The 16,679-nt window shown below is 66.9% G+C and carries 12 protein-coding genes; 10 read left to right on the forward strand and 2 right to left on the reverse strand.

From position 1 onward, the window contains the following. Nucleotides 1–96 precede the first annotated feature (96 nt). Nucleotides 97–3,312: a DEAD/DEAH box helicase gene (locus tag IPP28_02750; protein ID MBL0039972.1), complete on the reverse strand. Its 3,216-nt coding sequence runs from the start codon at nt 3,310–3,312 to the stop codon at nt 97–99. 99 nt (nt 3,313–3,411) lie between these two features. Here IPP28_02750 and folE point away from each other — a divergent pair, with 99 nt between their 5' ends. The 3 genes from folE to IPP28_02765 all read left to right on the forward strand — a co-directional run bounded on the left by folE (nt 3,412) and on the right by IPP28_02765 (nt 7,271). Further along, nucleotides 3,412–4,005 (forward strand): GTP cyclohydrolase I FolE, encoded by a 594-nt coding sequence (gene folE / locus IPP28_02755; GenBank protein MBL0039973.1) that lies wholly within the window; start codon nt 3,412–3,414, stop codon nt 4,003–4,005. Nucleotides 4,006–4,013: 8 nt separating this feature from the next. Next, nucleotides 4,014–5,801, forward strand: a complete 1,788-nt coding sequence (gene recQ, locus IPP28_02760; protein MBL0039974.1) for a DNA helicase RecQ — start codon at nt 4,014–4,016, stop codon at nt 5,799–5,801. A gap of 84 nt (nt 5,802–5,885) precedes the next feature. After that, nucleotides 5,886–7,271: a hypothetical protein gene (locus IPP28_02765; protein MBL0039975.1), complete on the forward strand. Its 1,386-nt coding sequence runs from the start codon at nt 5,886–5,888 to the stop codon at nt 7,269–7,271. 17 nt (nt 7,272–7,288) lie between these two features. Here IPP28_02765 and IPP28_02770 read toward each other — a convergent pair whose 3' ends face one another. Next, nucleotides 7,289–9,247 carry a CocE/NonD family hydrolase gene (locus tag IPP28_02770; GenBank protein ID MBL0039976.1) on the reverse strand — a complete coding sequence of 653 codons (1,959 nt, stop codon included), beginning with the start codon at nt 9,245–9,247 and terminating at the stop codon, nt 7,289–7,291. Between the two features lie 217 nt (nt 9,248–9,464). Here IPP28_02770 and IPP28_02775 point away from each other — a divergent pair, with 217 nt between their 5' ends. The 7 genes from IPP28_02775 to IPP28_02805 are packed head-to-tail and all read left to right on the forward strand — an operon-like array spanning nt 9,465 to nt 16,677. Next, nucleotides 9,465–10,418, forward strand: coding sequence for a tandem-95 repeat protein (locus tag IPP28_02775; GenBank protein MBL0039977.1), 954 nt, complete (start codon nt 9,465–9,467; stop codon nt 10,416–10,418). Between the two features lie 16 nt (nt 10,419–10,434). Then, nucleotides 10,435–10,812 (forward strand): hypothetical protein, encoded by a 378-nt coding sequence (locus IPP28_02780; protein MBL0039978.1) that lies wholly within the window; start codon nt 10,435–10,437, stop codon nt 10,810–10,812. Between the two features lie 60 nt (nt 10,813–10,872). Further along, nucleotides 10,873–11,268, forward strand: a complete 396-nt coding sequence (locus tag IPP28_02785) for a BlaI/MecI/CopY family transcriptional regulator (GenBank protein MBL0039979.1) — start codon at nt 10,873–10,875, stop codon at nt 11,266–11,268. Continuing rightward, complete coding sequence (locus IPP28_02790) at nt 11,265–13,505, forward strand: M56 family metallopeptidase (GenBank protein ID MBL0039980.1); 2,241 nt, start codon at nt 11,265–11,267, stop codon at nt 13,503–13,505. Before IPP28_02785 ends, IPP28_02790 begins: the two co-directional genes overlap by 4 nt. 60 nt (nt 13,506–13,565) lie before the next feature. Then, nucleotides 13,566–14,498 carry a UbiA family prenyltransferase gene (locus IPP28_02795; protein MBL0039981.1) on the forward strand — a complete coding sequence of 311 codons (933 nt, stop codon included), beginning with the start codon at nt 13,566–13,568 and terminating at the stop codon, nt 14,496–14,498. Continuing rightward, nucleotides 14,495–15,469 (forward strand): terpene cyclase/mutase family protein, encoded by a 975-nt coding sequence (locus IPP28_02800; protein ID MBL0039982.1) that lies wholly within the window; start codon nt 14,495–14,497, stop codon nt 15,467–15,469. Before IPP28_02795 ends, IPP28_02800 begins: the two co-directional genes overlap by 4 nt. Beyond that, nucleotides 15,466–16,677, forward strand: coding sequence for a hypothetical protein (locus IPP28_02805; GenBank protein MBL0039983.1), 1,212 nt, complete (start codon nt 15,466–15,468; stop codon nt 16,675–16,677). The genes IPP28_02800 and IPP28_02805 overlap by 4 nt, the downstream gene beginning before the upstream one ends. The last annotated feature ends 2 nt before the right edge of the window (nt 16,678–16,679 follow it).

Genomic DNA, 16,679 nt, shown 5'->3' on the forward strand with positions numbered 1-16,679 from the left:
GCTGCAGCGCCCGATGACCCTGCCCGCGTTCCCCATCGCCTCCGCTCCGCAACTGCGTTCGAGCTTAGCCGGAACCCGTCTTGGCGGCGGCGCGGGTCAGGCGTCAAACAAGGTCAGCAGGTCTTCCGACGACAGGGTCGAGAGCGTGGCCTCGCCATGCTCGAGCACGGCATCGGCGATCTCGCGCTTCTTCTGCTTGAGCGCATTCATGCGTTCTTCGACGGTGCCGCGGCATTGCAGTTCGTAGATGAACACCGGCTTGTCCTGGCCGATGCGATGGGCGCGGTCGATCGCCTGGGCTTCCGCGGCCGGATTCCACCACGGGTCGTACAGGACCACGGTATCGGCACGGGTCAGGTTCAAGCCGACGCCGCCGGCTTTCAGCGAGATCAGGAACACCGGGACCTGGCCGTCCTGGAAGCGTGCGACCTGCACCTCGCGACGTTTGGTGCTGCCGTCGAGTCGTGCATAGGTGATGCCGTGCGCGATCAGGGCTTCCTGGATCAGGTCGAGCATGCGCGTGAACTGCGAGAACACCAGCACCGCGCGACCCTCGTCGACCAGGGTCGGCACCAGGTCCATCAGCGCATCGAGCTTGGCCGAGCTGGGCTCGTCGCTCTTGCGTCCCGCCTCGATCAGGCGCGGATCGCAGCAGATCTGGCGGAGCTTGAGCAGTGCATCGAGGATGGTGATCTGCGAGGCGCCATAGCCCTGCGCCGACAGCGCTTCGCGCACGCGCGCCTCCATCTGTACGCGCACCGTCTCGTACAGGTCGCGTTGTGCGCCTTCGAGTTCGACCGGTTGCACGATCAGGGTGCGCGAGGGCAGGTCGCGTGCCACTTCCGATTTGCGTCGGCGCAGCAGGAAGGGTGCGATGCGCTTGCGCAGGCGATCGGCAGCATCGACATCGCGGTCGCGCTCGATCGGCTGGCGAAAGCGCGTGCGGAACTGCTCGTGGCTGCCGAGCAGGCCCGGGAAGGCGAGATCGAACTGCGCCTTCAATTCACCCAGGTGATTCTCGACCGGCGTGCCGGTCAGGCACAGGCGGCGGGTAGCGTCGAGCTGGGAGGCCGCTGCGTGGCTGCGACTGGACGCGTTCTTCAGCCACTGCGCCTCGTCGAACACCGCCAGCGTAAAGCGCTGCGCTTTCAGCTGTTCAATGTCGCGCCACAGCAGCGCATAACTGGTGATGACCAGGTCGACATCGCCGAGCGCATCGAAATGTTCATGGCGCTCGGCACCGGCGAGGACACGCACGCGCAGCATCGGTGCGAAGCGTTCGGCCTCGGCACGCCAGTTGTCGACCACGCTGGTCGGGCACAGCACCAGCGCCGGCGTCTTCAGTGCGCCGTCCTGCTTCAGCACGACGATGTGTGCGAGCACCTGCACGGTCTTGCCGAGTCCCATGTCATCGGCCAGCACGCCGCCGAACTGGAATGCCTGCAGGAAGTCGAGCCAGGCCAGTCCTTCCTTCTGGTAGGGCCGCAGTTCCGCATTGAAGCCGGGCGGCGGTTCGCGCGCCTCGACGCCGCGGAAGCCGCGCACGCGTTCGATGAAGTCGGCGGCCTCCCGGCTCGGCAGGAAACGCCAGTCCGGGGACGGATCCAGCGATGCGATGCGCGCGCGCGGCAGGCCGATGCGGCCATCACCGGAGGAATCGAGATCGGCGACCAGGTCCAGCAAGGGGGTCAGGCGCTCATTCGCGATGAACACGCGCCGGCCGTCGGGCAGCGTCAGGCGCAGGCCATCCGGGCGCTGCTCTTCCGGACGCGACAACGCTTCCAGCAGCACCGGGACCAGATCGACCGGCTGGCCATCGACCTCGATCCCCAAACGCAGCGAGAACCAGTCGTTGCCATCTTCTTCGACGCGCAGATCGAGCGTGCCGATGTCGGGCTCGAGCGCAATCGGGAACTCGTCGTTGGAGCGCAGTTCGATGTGACTGGCCGCGGCATCGCGACGCAGCTCCTCGATCCAGGCCAGCAACTCGCCGTTCTTCAGGCGGCCATTCCAGTACCAGTGTTCGGCCGGACCGCCGACACCGTGCGAGCTGCCCGGCTTGAAGCCATGGCGTGCAAGGAACTGGCTGGCGCGCGCCTCGGCCTCGACATCGCGGCTGAGCACATGGATGCGGCCGTCGTCCCCGCGCCAGCGCAATTCGGTGCTGCGATCGCCGGCTCGCACCTCGTGGCGGCCGTAGCGGAAGCCGAGATGGGCGGTGGCCTGGGTCAGCAGATCGGACCGGTTGAGGTAGGGCGCGCCACCGATCAGCACCACGGCCGTCGGTGCGATCGGCGAGGCCGGCGTCGTCGCCAGCGTCTTCGGCAGCGGCAGTTGTCCGTGCGGGAACAGGCGCGTCATCACCTCGCTGGCGAGTTCGACCTCGTCCGGAGCAACCACCGGCAATTCGCGCAGTTGTGCGAGATCGCTGTCGTCGAGATCGCTCAGCACCGGTCCGATGATGCCGCCGTCGACATCGAGATAGCGCCGGTAGCGGGTGTTCGAGAGCGCCACGCCGCTGGGTTCGACGCGCAGCTGCAGCTGCTGGTCGCCGCTGGCTGCGAGCTGCCATTCGGCCTGGAGCAGTCGCGCCGCACCGGGATGCAGGGCCGGGCCATGCAGGTGCTGCAGGCGCAATTCGATGCCGAGCGCGAAGAACTGCTGCAGCATCGGATCGATCGGGCCGTCGAACAGCAGCCAGTAGTCGCCATCGATGTATTCGATGCCATCGAAGCCGAGCAGCGACAGGGCCGCCAGGCGCTCGTGCATCGGCCAGCCCTGCAGGAGTTGCAAGACCCGTGGCGATTCCAGATCGACCCGGCGCGGATGCGACCAGCGACCGTCCTTGCTGCGCCGCGCCCGCAACGGACGGAACAGCAGGCGGGCCGACTCGTCCGCAGTCACCAGCACCAGCAGTTCGGTCGGATCCCGCTGCAGTTCGGCGCCCGGGGCGCGCTCGGCCAGCGTTTCCCAGGCACTGCGCTGCGGAGTGACCACCGGCTCGCGCGCCGGCGTCGCCAGACGCAGCAGGTACTGGATCAGGGCGGCGGCATGCTTGCATTCGAACCCGACCGGGCAGCTGCAGTCGCTGAGCAGGGTCGGGCCGCGGCCGCGCGGATGGGTCAGGGTCAGGCTGGTGTCGTAGATGTGCCCGCGCGTGCCGAGCACCTGTGCATTGACGCCGTGTTCGTCGGGCTGCAGCAGTTCGCGCACCGCCCCGCGTTCGGCCAGCGCAGTGCCGCGCGCCCAGGCCGGGCCGAATTCGACCGGGAAGCGTTCCGCATGCGATTGCAGGTAGTCGGTCAGGGTCATGGGCGCAGGCAAAAGACCGCCCATCTTCGCAGAGCCACGCCGGAAATACAGCGTCCTGCGACCTCGGCTAGCATCGGCGCATCGAATCCGGGGTCAGGCATGAGCAAGTCGAGCGAAGACATCCGTCGTGAACAGGCCGAAGAGGCCGTGCGCACCTTGCTGCGTTACGCCGGCGAAGACCCGGCGCGCGAAGGCCTGCTCGACACGCCGCGCCGCGTCGTCGAGGCCTATGGCGACTGGTTCAGCGGCTATGCGCTCGATCCCGAGGACTACCTCAAGCGCACCTTCGAGGAAGTCGCCGGCTACGACGAGATGATCGTGCTGCGCGACATCGAATACGAAAGCCATTGCGAGCACCACATGGCGCCGATCATCGGCAAGGCCCACATCGGCTACATCCCCGATGGTGCAGTGGTCGGGATCTCGAAACTCGCGCGCGTGGTCGAAGCCTATGCGCGCCGCTTCCAGGTCCAGGAAAAAATGACCGCGCAGATCGCGCGCTGCATCGAGCAGGTGCTGAAGCCGCGTGGCGTCGGCGTGGTCGTGGTCGGCGCGCACGAATGCATGACCACGCGCGGCATCCACAAGCGCGGAGTCAGCATGGTCACATCGAAGATGCTCGGCAGCTTCCGCGACGACGCCCGCACCCGCGCCGAGTTCCTGAACTTCATCGAGATCGGGCCGGGACGGTGACGTTGGCGATCGCGGGCGACGCCGCCCGCTCCACCCTGCGCCGCGTCTTCGGTTTCGAATCCTTCCGTCCGCCGCAGGACGAGATCGTCGCGCACGTGATCGACGGCGGCGATGCCCTGGTGTTGATGCCGACCGGCGGCGGCAAATCGCTGTGCTACCAGATTCCGGCGCTGGTGCGACCGGGTTGCGCGGTCGTGGTGTCGCCGCTGATCGCGCTGATGCAGGACCAGGTCGACGCGCTGAACCAGCTTGGCGTGCGCGCCGCCTTCCTGAACTCGACGCTGGAGGCGCGCGCCGCCTTCGAGATCGAGTCGCGTTTCCTCGACGGCCAGCTCGACCTGCTCTACGTCGCGCCCGAACGCCTGCTGACCGAGCGTTGCCTCGACCTGCTGGCCCAGGGCGAGATCGCGCTGTTCGCGATCGACGAAGCGCATTGCGTGTCGCAATGGGGCCACGACTTCCGCCCGGAGTACCGTCAGCTCGGCGTGTTGCACGAACGCTGGCCGGAGGTGCCGCGCATGGCCCTCACCGCGACCGCCGACGAACGCACCCGTGCCGAAATCATCGACCGCCTGGCGCTGCACGACGCGCGCGTGTTCCTGTCTTCGTTCGATCGTCGCAACATCCGGTATCGGATCGTGCAGAAGGACGATGCCAAGCGGCAGTTGCGCGACTTTCTCGACGCGCATCGCGACGCGGCCGGCATCGTCTACTGCATGTCGCGCAAGAAGGTCGAGGACACCGCGGCCTTTCTCGTCGATCTCGGATTTACCGCCCTGCCGTATCACGCCGGCCTCGACGCCACGAAACGTGCCGCACATCAGCGCCGATTCCTGAGAGAGGACGGCGTGATCATGGTCGCGACCATCGCCTTCGGCATGGGCATCGACAAGCCCGATGTGCGTTTCGTCGTGCACATGGATCTGCCGAAGTCACTCGAAGGTTACTACCAGGAAACCGGCCGCGCCGGCCGCGACGGCGAGCCGTCCGAAGCGCTGCTGATCTACGGCCTCGGTGATCTGGTGCTGCTGCGGCAATGGATAGAGCAGGGTGAGGCAAGCGAGGAGCGCAAACGTTTCGAGCACCAGCGCCTCAACGCCTTGCTCGCCTATTGCGAAGCGGCCGATTGCCGGCGCATTCCGCTGCTGGCGGCGTTCGACGAAGTGCATCCCGGCGCCTGCGGGAATTGCGACAACTGCCTGGAGCCGCCGGAACGCATCGACGGTACCGAACTCGCACAGAAGCTGATGAGCGCGATCCATCGCAGCGGCCAACGCTTCGGCGCGCAGCATGTGATCGCGATCTTGCGCGGCGATCTCAACGAGCGCATCGCCCAGTTCAGGCACGACGAGTTGTCCACCTTCGGCATCGGCGCCGACCTGAGCGCGAAGCAGTGGGGTGCGGTGATCCGGCAACTGCTGGCGGCCGGGCTGATCGATGTCGCCGGCGAGTTCGGCTCGCTGCAGTTGAACGAGGCCAGTCGCAAGGTCTTGCGCGCCGAACAATCGGTCTGGTTGCGCGCGCCGCAGGAGAAACGCCGCGAGCGTCGTCGACGGGGCGTGCCGGCCGGCACCACGACGCATGGCGACGCTTTGTTCGAGCGGCTGCGCGCCTGGCGTGCGCAGACCGCGCGTACCGCCGGATTGCCGCCCTACGTGATCTTCCACGACGCCACGCTTGCCGCGATCGCGGCTGCCCATCCCGAGTCGCACGATGACCTCGCCGGCATCAGCGGCGTCGGCGCGAAGAAGCTGGAACGCTACGGCGACGAGATCTTGCGCATCGTGCAGGCCTGACGCCCGATCTACCCCGCGTTCGCGGGGTAGCCGACCGGCGCTGAACGGCCACAATGTCGACTGATTTCGTCGCTGGTCGAATCCATGTTGCGTTCCGTCTTCGCCGTCTTTCTTGCACTCGCGTTCGGCAGCCTCCATGCCGAGTCGCTGGGCCTTCAGGCCAAGCTCTACTCGCCGCTGCGCAACGCGCCGCCGTGGAACGGCAATCCGAGCTATCCGGCGGAAAGCTACTTCGGCACCCAGCTGAGCGTGTCGGGAAGCACGGCGGCGATCGCCGAGCGCGAACCGTTCGGCACCTTGCGCATCCGCCTCTACGAGCGCGATGGCAACGGCCAATGGAGCGCCCAGCACGAGATCCTGCCACCGGCCGACCTGAGCAGCTCCCTGCAGGCCAGCTTCGGCCACAAATACGTCCTCGACGGTGATCGTCTCGCGGTGGCGCTGCAGGCCAATCCGAGCAACCCGCTCATCATCCTCTTCGAGAAGGCCGGCGGCGCGTGGCAGGAAAGCGCACGCATCCTCGCCCAGCCCTACATCGCGTTGAACGGATCGTTCGGCCAGGGCGGACTGGGCCTGTCCGGGGACACCCTCGCGGTCGGATCGCCCGGCGCCGTGCAGGGGGCCTTGGGCGTGGTGCATGTGTTCGTGCGGCAAGGCGCGACGTGGGCCCTGCAGCAAGTGGTCAGCGAGAGCGACCCCTATCCGGCGGCGAACTTCGGAGACTCGCTGCGGTTGCAGGGCGACCGGCTGGTCGTCAACCGGCCCGGCGCGCAATTCCAGCAACACGTGTCGTCCGGCGTGTATGTGTTCGATCGCCTGGCCGGCGTCTGGGGCCAGCAGGCGAAAATCACCGTTCCGGCGGGTGGCGCCGCCTTCGCCGGCTATTTCGGCGTCAGCCTCGCCCTCGACGGCGACCGCCTCGCCATTCCGGATCAGGAGATGCGTGATGTCGGTGGCTCCGGTTACCCGTTCGATGTCGTTCGCGTCTACGAGCGCAACGGCAACGGGCAATGGCCGCTGGTCGCCAGCCTCGACACCGGGGCCGTCCATCAGGGCAATCCCTCGCCGACGCTGTCCATCGCGCTGCGCGACACCCGCCTGCTGATCGGCGAGACCTATCTCAATACCGATCTCGCCGCGGGCCGCACGCCCGGCATCCGTCTGTTCGAATTCGGCGTCGGCGGCTGGTCCGATGCGCGTCGCATCGAACCCTACGACTGGGCCACCGGCTGGGGTGGCGATTCGCCGATCGATTACGGCGTCGAATTTGGTCGCACCATCGCCTTCGATGACGCCGGCGCGGCGCTGGTGGCGGCGCACCTGGATGCCCAGCCGCGGCCGTTCAGCTTCAACGTCAATCCGCCCGGCGCGGTGTACCTGCTCACCGACAGCGTCGGCCTGTTCTGCGACGGCTTCGAGGCGAACGGGCCGCGTTGTGACGGCGCGCCCTTGGCGTCACCGCCGCAGTAGCGAACGGGTCGCCTGGGTCAATCCGGCCGTGACTTCGCCTCGACCACCGGCAGCTCGATCCGGCTCTCCGCTCCGGATGCGTGCGAAATCCGCTGCGTGGCCTTGCGATAGTCCTCCGGCTTCGCGAAGAAGATGTTCGGCACGAAGGTCTGCGGATTGCGGTCGTAGAGCGGAAACCAGCTCGACTGGATCTGCACCATCAATCGATGGCCCTTGCCGAACACGTGATTCGCATGCGGCAGCGGAATGCGATAGGGCAGGACCGTGTTCGCCTCGATCGGTGCCGGATGTTCGTAACTCTCGCGATAGCGGCCGCGGAAGATGTCGGCCGAGATCATCAGCTGGTAACCGCCCATCTGCGGCTGGCGCGGCACTTCATCGGGATAGACGTCGATCAGCTTGACCACCCAGTCGCTATCGCTGCCGCTGGTCGCGGCGAACAATTGCGCGACCGGTTCGCCGGCGATCTTCAGCGGTTCGGCCAGGGGTTCGCTGACGAAGGTCAGCACGTCGGTGCGGCTCGACGCGTCGCGCTGGTCGTCGACCAGCCACTTCGGCCAGTAGGCTTCATCCTCGTAGGCCACGGCGCGGATCGGGCGCCGCGTGAACGGGATCGGTTTGGCCGGATCCGAAACGTATTCGCTCTCGCCGGCCTCGTCGGCCGTCGGCGCATCGAACGACAGCGCCGCGTTCGCGCGCAGGTACAGTGGCTTCGTCGTCGTCGTACAGCCGGCATCGCAACCACGCGGCCAGGCCGACAGTCGTTGCCAGCGATTCGTGCCGGTCTCGAAGGCGACGACCGGCGCAGTGTCGTGCTGCGGCGATGCGTCGAGCAGATAGTGGTCGAGGAAGGGACGCAACACGTCGCGACGGAACTGCAGCGCGGTGTCGGCATCGAACTGGATCGCGCCGAGGCGGCTGGCCTCGTGGATTTGCTGGCCGTGATTCCAGGGGCCGGCCACCAGGTAGACCTGATCGTTTCCGGCGTCCTTGGCTTCGAGGGCGCGATACACCGCCTGCGCACCGTAGATGTCTTCCTGATCCCACCAGCCATGCACGACCATGGTCGGCACCTTCAGCGGCTGCGCGGCCAGCAGCTTGTCCATGGCCTGCTGCTGCCAGAACGCGTCGTAGGACGGGTGGGCGGTGATCTTGCTCCAGAATCCGGATTGTTCGAGGCCGCGTGCCTTTCCGAGCGCACCGACCGATCCGGCACTCAGGAATTCGTCGTACTGGTCGGTGTGGCTGAACCACCACGAGGCGCTGTTGTCGCGCGTCACCACCTGTTCCAGCATGTAGCCGAGATTGATCTGGCGGAATGCGCCGTGGTGGAACCAGTCGTCGCCCATCCAGCCGTCGACCATCGGATTCATCGGCACCGAGACCTTCAGTGCCGGATGCGGCTCGACCAGCGCGGTCAGGGCCAGATAGCCATCGTAGGAAATCCCGATGATGCCGACGCGGCCATTGCTCTCCGGCACGTGTTTCACCAGCCAGTCGATGGTGTCGTAGGTGTCGGTGGCGTGATCGACCGGGGTCGAATTCAGCGGCCCGCGCATCGGCCGATTCATCACGTAGTCGCCCTCGGAGCCGTACTTGCCGCGCACGTCCTGGACGACGCGGATATAGCCGGATTGCTCGATCACGTCGGCGATGTTGTCGTAGCCCTGCAGCACCGCCGCCAGGCGCGGACTGTGCGCGTGCAGGGTCATGTCGTCGGCGTCGTAGGGCGTGCGCGTCAGCAGCATCGGTGCGCGCTGCGCGCCTTTCGGCAGCAGGATCACGGTGTGCAACTTCACGCCGTCGCGCATCGGAATCTCGACCTCGCGGCGCTCATGATCGAAGCCGGCGGTCGACGGCGTGAACTCGGTCGGCGTCTCGCTCGGGAGCTTCGGATACTTCGGCTTGGCCGGAAAATCGACTGCAGCGACGGTCAGCGTCGCCGACAACAGGACGCAGGCGAGCACTCGGTACATGCGGGGAAGGGACGGACGCATGGGTACTCCTCGGTGGCCAGGCGCTCAAGCATAGCCAGCGTGTCGCGCCGGCGGACGCGACGACCGACGGCGCGATGTCAACAATGGCAGCACGTCCGTTGCGTGGGCAGCGCTGCGGCTATTGTCGCCGAGACGGCCGACCCGGCCCGTGAGTGCCCGACCCATGAGCCCGAATCCACGCCATTCCGTGACGGTCATGATGCTGTGTCTGTCGGTGTGGCTCGCCATGCCGCAGCGGGTCGATGGCGCGCGTCGCGTGTCTCCCCTGTTCCGCAGCGGCATGGAGGCGTCGACCTGCGCCAATGGCGTGATCGAGGATGCGGAGCAATGCGATGGCGTCAATCTCGGCGGCGCGAGCTGCGCATCGATCGGCCTGATCGCGGGAACGCTGGCCTGCACCGGCGGATGCCGCTTCGACAGCAGTGCGTGCATCGCAAACTTGCCGCCGAGTGCGGCAGACGATACCGCGGTCTTCAACGAAGACACCACGGTGGTGCAGTTCAGCACTGCGGTCCTTACCGCGAACGATGCCGACGCGGATGGCGACGCGCTCGCCCTGGTCTCGGTGTCGAATCCGGCCCACGGCGTCGTGGTTCTGCAGTCGCCGGGGGCCGCATTTTCGGTCGACGCGAATTTCAACGGCACGGCCGGGTTCGACTACACCATCAGCGATGGTGAGGCGACCGATACCGCACACGTGACGCTGAATGTCGTCGCGGTCAATGATCCGCCCGTTGCCACTCCGGCCAGTGTCTCGACCGACCAGAACGTCGCCAAGCCGATCGCCTTGTCCGGCAGTGATATCGAGGGCGCGGCCTTGACGTTCGCGGCCGTGGCCACCCCGACCCATGGCCAACTGGGCGCATTCACGCCGACCGGACCGAACAGCGCGACCGTCGTCTACACGCCGAACAACGGCTATTTCGGCAGCGACAGCTTCAGTTTCCGCACCCATGACGGCCAGAACAGTTCGGCACCTGCCGTGATCGACATCGACGTCGTCCGGATCATCTGCGGCGACGGACTGATTCGAGGCACCGAGGAATGCGACGACCACAATACGAGCAGCAACGACGGCTGTTCGGCGATGTGCCTGATCGAATCCGGATTCACCTGCAGTGGTGAGCCAAGCATCTGCGTGCCGCTGTGAAACGCGGCCGGTCACGATGACCCCTTGCCCCTGCGGCGCTGCCGACTACGACCGCTGCTGCGGTCACTTTCACCGTGGTGCCGTGGCGGACAGCGCCGAGCAGTTGATGCGGTCGCGCTATAGCGCCTACGTGCTCGGGCTGGGTGATTACCTGCGCGCGACCTGGCATCCGCAGACCCGTCCGGCCGCCATCGACGTCGATGGCGCCGGATCGAAGCAGACGACCTGGCTCGGTCTGTCGGTGAAGCGACATGTGCCGGAAGGCGACCATGCCGTCGTCGAGTTCGTCGCGCGCTATCGCCTGGGTGGCCAATCGGCGCAGCGCCTGCACGAGATCAGCCGCTTCGAGCGGATCGATGGGCGCTGGTATTACGTCGATGGACGCTTCCCGTGACTTTCGACCCATGAGTGTCGGCGGTTTTGTACTACACTTGTCGTACGACAGGTGTAGAACATGGCCGACCACGACGAAACCGAAGTCTCTCTCAGTGACCTGCAACTCGACCTGATGCGCGTGCTGTGGTCGCGGGAAGAGGCCAGCGTCGGCGAGATCGCCGAAGCGCTCGCTGAATCGCGCGGTCTCGCCCACACCACGGTCGCGACCCTGCTGACCCGGTTGGCCAAGCGCAGTCTCGTCAGCGTCCGCCGCGATGGCCGCGTGCTGATCTATCGTGCCGAAGTGGCCGAGCCGGAGGTTCGCCGCAGCATGGTCGGCGGCCTGTTGCGCAGCGTCTTCGGCGGTGACCCGAAAGCCTTGCTCGCGCATCTGGTGAACGAACGCGACGTCAGCAGCCGGGATCTGGAACGCATCCGCGAATTGCTCGCGCGCAAACCGGGGCGCAAGCCATGAGCGCCTTCCTGCTGCAATGCTTTCTCGGGGCATTCGGCTACGGCATGGTGGCGATCGCCATGGCCTGGTCGCTGGAACGCCTGGGCCTTCTTCGCGACGGCGCGCTCGCCGAAACGCTGTGGCGCATCGCGCTGTACGCGGGACTCGGCATCGCGCTGGTACATGCCGTCAAGCCGCTGGCCGCCGAATGGGCTGCCGACCTGGATCTGCGATCGCAGCCGATGCCGCAGGTGGCGATGCCGCAAGCGGTGGCGGAAGGATCGCGCACGCCGATTCCGCGTCCTGCGCCAGCGGCGACCTCGTCCTCGCAGAACCTGCCGGTGACGACGAGCGCCGAGCCCTGGTCCTGGCGCGAGCGCGATGCGCTGCTATTCGCGGTCGGATTGACGGTGCTGCTGGTTCTGACCCTGTCGACGACCGCGCTGGCGTTGCGCCGCCGCCAGCGTTATCTGCGCCACGCCATGGCGGGTTCGCGGCAGGCACCCGCGCACTGGCATGCGCACGTCGCCGCTCTGGCGGGCGAGGACGTCCGACCGCTGTTGCGCAGCGCCGGCGATATCGACAGCCCGCTGTGCGGCGACGGCGGCTTGATTCTGCTGCCGGATTGGGCCGAGGCACTCGATGGCGACGCGCAACGCGCCTTGCTCGCGCATGAACTGGCGCACCTGCGCCGGCGCGATCCGCTGTGGCGGCTGCTGGACGCGATCGCGGTGGCCCTGATGCTCGGCCTGCCGCCGTTTCGCTACGCCGCGCGCCGGCTCGAAGTGCTCGCGGAATTCGCTTGCGATGCCGATGCCGCGCGCCGTACGCGGGCGCCGCAGGCGCTGGCCGAATGCATCGCGCACTGTCTTGAACGTCAATTCGCCGCGGCGCCGCGGCTCACTGTTGCGATGGCCGCGCCGGACGCGTCCGTGGTCGATCGCGTGCAACGACTCATCGAGGAACGCCCCATGTTCACATCCGATCGCATCACCCTGCGCCGCAGCCTGATTGCCGTGGCCATCGTCGGCGCATTCGCCCTGCCGGCCATCGCCATCAGCGTCGCGGCCGAGCACCACGGCGCGAGCATCCACATCGAAAGCAGCGACTCCGGCCTGTTTGGGGCGCGCATGACCGCGCGCTTCAACGAGGCGGGTCGCGCACTGACATTGAAGACCGTGGGCAAGGTCGGCTTCAACGAGCGCGAGGATGATGTCGCCCACATCGACGATGACGGCTCGCTGTCGATCAAGGACACCCATGATGGCGTGACCCGCACGTTGATGGTCGAGGTCGTCGATGGCAAGTTGCTGCGCGACTATCGCGTCGATGGCGATGCGCAGGCATTCGACGCCAGCGCGAAGCAATGGCTTGCGGCGACCCTGCCCGAGATCTTCCGTCGTACCGGGCTCGACGCCGAGGCTCGCGCCAAGCGCATCCTGGCGCGCGCAGGCGTCGAGGGGCTGCTGGCCGAGACGGCGCTGGTGACTTCCGATTATCCCCGTGCCGCCTATGTCGCAGCCCTGTTCACCCTGGGCCAGCCCGATCGCGTGCAGACCGCGCGCGCCATCGCGCTGGCACGGGAGATCTCTTCCGACTACGAATTGCGGCGTGCTTTGAGCGCGATCCTGGAACACGGCGCACTCGATGAGCTGACGGGTGCCGCCTTGCTCGAGGCTTCGACCGATATTGAATCCGACTACGAGCGCGCCGAACTGCTCATCGCGGCGGCGGCGGTCATGCCGCTGGATGGCGCCCGGCTCGACGTCTGGCAACAGGCCACGCGTGGCGTCGCCAGCGACTACGATCGCCGCCGCGTGCTCGAGTCCCTGCTTGCCCAGCACGCACTGCGGCCCGAACACGCGCGCCTCGCGATCGCGCTGGCCGCCGACATCGGCAGCGATTACGAGAAGCGCATGCTGCTCGCCACGGCGGCCGAAACCGGGCTGGGCACCGCGATCACGCGCAGCGAATACACACGCGTCGCCGCCACCATCGGCTCCGACTACGAACGGCGCGAGGCCCTGCTGACCTTGATCCGTGGCGTCGAGATCGACGCGCCGCTTGCACTCGATGTGCTCAATGCCGCGCGCGACATCGGCTCGGACTACGAAGCGAAAGAGGTGCTGACCGCGCTCGCCCGGGTGATGCCGGCCGATGCCGACGTGCAGGCGGCGTATCGCAGCGTCGCCCGCGGTCTGGCCACCTATGAACGAGGTGAGGCGGAGCAGGCGCTGGACCGGTTCGCAGGCAGCTGATTGTCCCGCTGACGCGTCAGCAGATCGGCTAAGGTCGCGCTGCTGGCAACGAACCGAATTGTGCCGACCGATCCTGTCCTGCTGACGCTGTTCACCGGTATTGCCCTGAGTCCGATCATCGGCCTGTCGTGGCGCGCGCCCGCGACACTGCGGCTTCTGGTTGCAGACCTGCGTCCCGAGCGCGTGCTGCACTACGACGCGATGGTGCTGCTCGGTGTGGCCTTGCAGGTGCGCGCGACCGGGATCCTTCCGGAAGCGCAGCCGTTGCTGGCGATCCTCGGACTGCTCGTGGCGCTGTGTTACGCGGCAGTGTTCGCGATCGTCAGCAACAACATCGAAGATCTCGCGATCGATCGCATCAGCAATGCGCGGCGGCCGCTCGCCAGTGGTGCCATCGAGCTCGTTCGCTACCGCCGTCTGGGTCGGCTTGCACTGGTCATCGCGCTGTTGCTGGCGAGCCTGGTTGGACCTGTGGCCCTGGCTGCTGTCGCAGCCGTCACTGCGGTCTACACCCTTTACTCTTGCCCGCCGTTTCGTCTCAAACGCGTGCCGGTCTTCGCGAAGCTGATGATTGGCGCGAACTCCGCGATTCTGGCCGCGGCCGGTTTCGTGCTGAGTGGTGGCCACTGGGCCGATTTCCCGCTGCCCTGGCTGTTGTACCTGGTGTTTGCCGTCGGCCTGGCTGCGAACTTCATTGACCTCAAGGACACGGCCGGTGACGCCGCCGATGGTGTCCGCACCTTGCCGGTGCTGTACGGCGCGCGTCGGGCGCGTCGATGGATTTCGCTCGCCACGGTGCTGGCCCATGCTGGTGCGGCCTGGTTGTTGCACGCCTGGGCGCTGCTGCCATTGAATGTCGCGTTGCTGCTCTGGCACCTGCGCGAACTGTGGCGCGAGCCCTATGTCGAGGCGCGCGTGTTTCATGTGTATCTTCTCGGCCAGGCTGCATTGATCGGAGCGCTGTGCCTGTTGTCGCGATACGACCTGCCTTGATCCGCGCCGTCGCCGTGCTGGCGTTCATGCTGGCGGCCGGAGCGGCCCAGGCCGTCGTGCCTGCGATCGAGCGCGCCCGCGACTGGCTCGTGACCCGACAACGGGCCGACGGCGCCATCGCCGATGCCGGGAACCCGCTGTTCGAGACCTGGGAGACGGTGATCGCGGCACGCGCACTGGCGTCGAGCCGTGCAGCGCGCGATATGGCCGCAACGGCGGCTGCCCTGGATTACCTGGAGCGCCAGCAGAATGCCGACGGGCTGCTCTGCCATAACCGTCGATGTCGCGAGGCGACCTGCGTCGAGACCTCGGCCGAGTATCTGCAATTGCTGATCGATGCTGGTGACAGGTCACGTGCGCGTGAGCGCTGGCCGGCCCTGCTGGCGCATCGGCAACCCGATGGGCGCTTCCTGGTCGGCAATCCGGATGTACGTGAGCGCCGCGATTTCGCCTCCGTCACCGCCTTCGTGCTGGCGGTCGGCCTGCGGCTGGGACAACACGGCCCGGCATTGCAGCGATCCCAGGACTGGTTGCGCCGTGCACGGACGCCGCGGGGCGATTTCGGCAGTGCCTGGGAGTACTACGGTACGCCGGCCTATGCGCTGTGGCCGGCGGCGCGGGCCTGGTCGGGGCAGTCCGCGGCGGCACGGCAGTCGCGTCGAGACCTGCTCGACTGGGCGCGCACGACGCAGCACGACGATGGTCGCTGGTCATTCCAGCAAGCCGTCGATGGTCACCAGGTCTCCGACGCACTCGAGACGGCATTGATGTTGCTGGCCGTGCGCGAATCGGCAGCGCCGGCGCGCCTGGCATCACCGGCGCACCGGGCGCTGCTGAAGCTGCAGCAGCCCGATGGGCATTGGGAAGGCGGCTGGTTTCCCGTGCCCAGCGCGACTTACGAGAAACGCGAGGACGTATTCGCGACGGCGATCGCCATCCTCGCCTTGCAGGCGGAAGCATCATCCCGATGAAGCTCGCCGGCGCCCTGGTCTGGTTCCGTAAGACTGCCGAGCGCATCGAGCGCATCGACGCGCCGTTTCCAAGATTCGTCACCTTGTTCTTCGCGCTGCTCGGCATTCGCCTGTGCCTGGAATTCTTTTCAAGCCAGCGGCTGTACAGCAGCGACGACGTCATCCACATCGGTCTCTGGTTTTCTTTCGTGGTGCTCGCCTTCATGTCGCTGCTGCAGATGGCGACCGGCGAGTCGATGCTCCGAACCGCGCGCCTCGCGATCGTCTGCTACGTGTTCTCCTGGTCGGCACCGATCATCGACCTGCTCGTGCATCGCAGCATTCCGGCGCGCATGAACTACATCGCGATCAACAGCTGGTCCGACTTCGTGCAAGCCTATTTGACGTTTGGCGGACCCAGCCTGATGCGCGGCGCAACGCTGGGCATCCGCATCGAGATCGCCTGCCTGGTGATCGCCTGCTTCCTCTACGTGCACGGCAAGTGCGGCAGCGTGCTGCGTGCGACGCTGGCGGCGCTGGCGATCTACAGCATGCTGTTTGCAACCGGCGCGATTCCGTACCTGCTGGGACTCGCGATCGGTGCGTTCGGTCTGCGCTACGGCGCGAACGACCAGTCGACGGTCTTGCTGTTGTACTGCCTTGATGCCGGGTTGCTCAGTCACGTGCTGTTGCGACAGCAACCGGATCTGTGGCGCCGCGTGCGCGCACAGGTTCGGCTGCTGGCCGTGGTCGGTGCCGCGGCCGCGTTTGCCTATGGCGGCAGGTTGGCGCACGCGGCCTATCCCGACAATGTCGTGCTGAATCCGACGACCTTGTTCTGGGCACTGATGTTGCCGTGGATGATCGTCGCCTTCGTGGTCTGGCTGGGCCTGGTCCGCGCCGATGATCCGCGCACGGGTGCGCTGCGTGTCGGTCTCTGGGTCGTGATCGGGGCCGGCGCACTGTTGATCGGCGACCGTTTCGCGTTCGCACTGCAGATCGTGTTCGCATCATGCTGGTTGTGGCAGGTCGCGTTGTCGCCGTGGCGCGACCGTCCCTGGGTGGCGGCGATCGGCTATGCCGTCGTCGTGCTCGCTGCAGCGCTGGCCGGCTTCCAGTGCTTCGGCGGCCCGATGATCGGCTTTCCGCCGAACGCCCTGTGGCTGTGGCCGCTGGTCGCTGCTGTCCTCGCCTATGCAGGTCGGATGCGTGCCGACGCGACCACTTGAGT

The sequence above is a fragment of the Lysobacterales bacterium genome, assembly GCA_016721845.1.
In the GTDB taxonomy this organism is placed as follows: Bacteria; Pseudomonadota; Gammaproteobacteria; order Xanthomonadales; family Ahniellaceae; genus JADKHK01.

Bases quoted from the DNA above. Each gene is read 5' to 3' on its own strand.
- IPP28_02750 (MBL0039972.1), bottom strand. From the start codon at position 3,312: ATGACCCTGACCGACTACCTGCAATCGCATGCGGAACGCTTCCCGGTC.
- folE (MBL0039973.1), top strand. From the start codon at position 3,412: ATGAGCAAGTCGAGCGAAGACATCCGTCGTGAACAGGCCGAAGAGGCC.
- IPP28_02765 (MBL0039975.1), top strand. From the start codon at position 5,886: ATGTTGCGTTCCGTCTTCGCCGTCTTTCTTGCACTCGCGTTCGGCAGC.
- IPP28_02770 (MBL0039976.1), bottom strand. From the start codon at position 9,247: ATGTACCGAGTGCTCGCCTGCGTCCTGTTGTCGGCGACGCTGACCGTC.
- IPP28_02775 (MBL0039977.1), top strand. From the start codon at position 9,465: ATGATGCTGTGTCTGTCGGTGTGGCTCGCCATGCCGCAGCGGGTCGAT.
- IPP28_02780 (MBL0039978.1), top strand. From the start codon at position 10,435: ATGACCCCTTGCCCCTGCGGCGCTGCCGACTACGACCGCTGCTGCGGT.
- IPP28_02785 (MBL0039979.1), top strand. From the start codon at position 10,873: ATGGCCGACCACGACGAAACCGAAGTCTCTCTCAGTGACCTGCAACTC.
- IPP28_02790 (MBL0039980.1), top strand. From the start codon at position 11,265: ATGAGCGCCTTCCTGCTGCAATGCTTTCTCGGGGCATTCGGCTACGGC.
- IPP28_02805 (MBL0039983.1), top strand. From the start codon at position 15,466: ATGAAGCTCGCCGGCGCCCTGGTCTGGTTCCGTAAGACTGCCGAGCGC.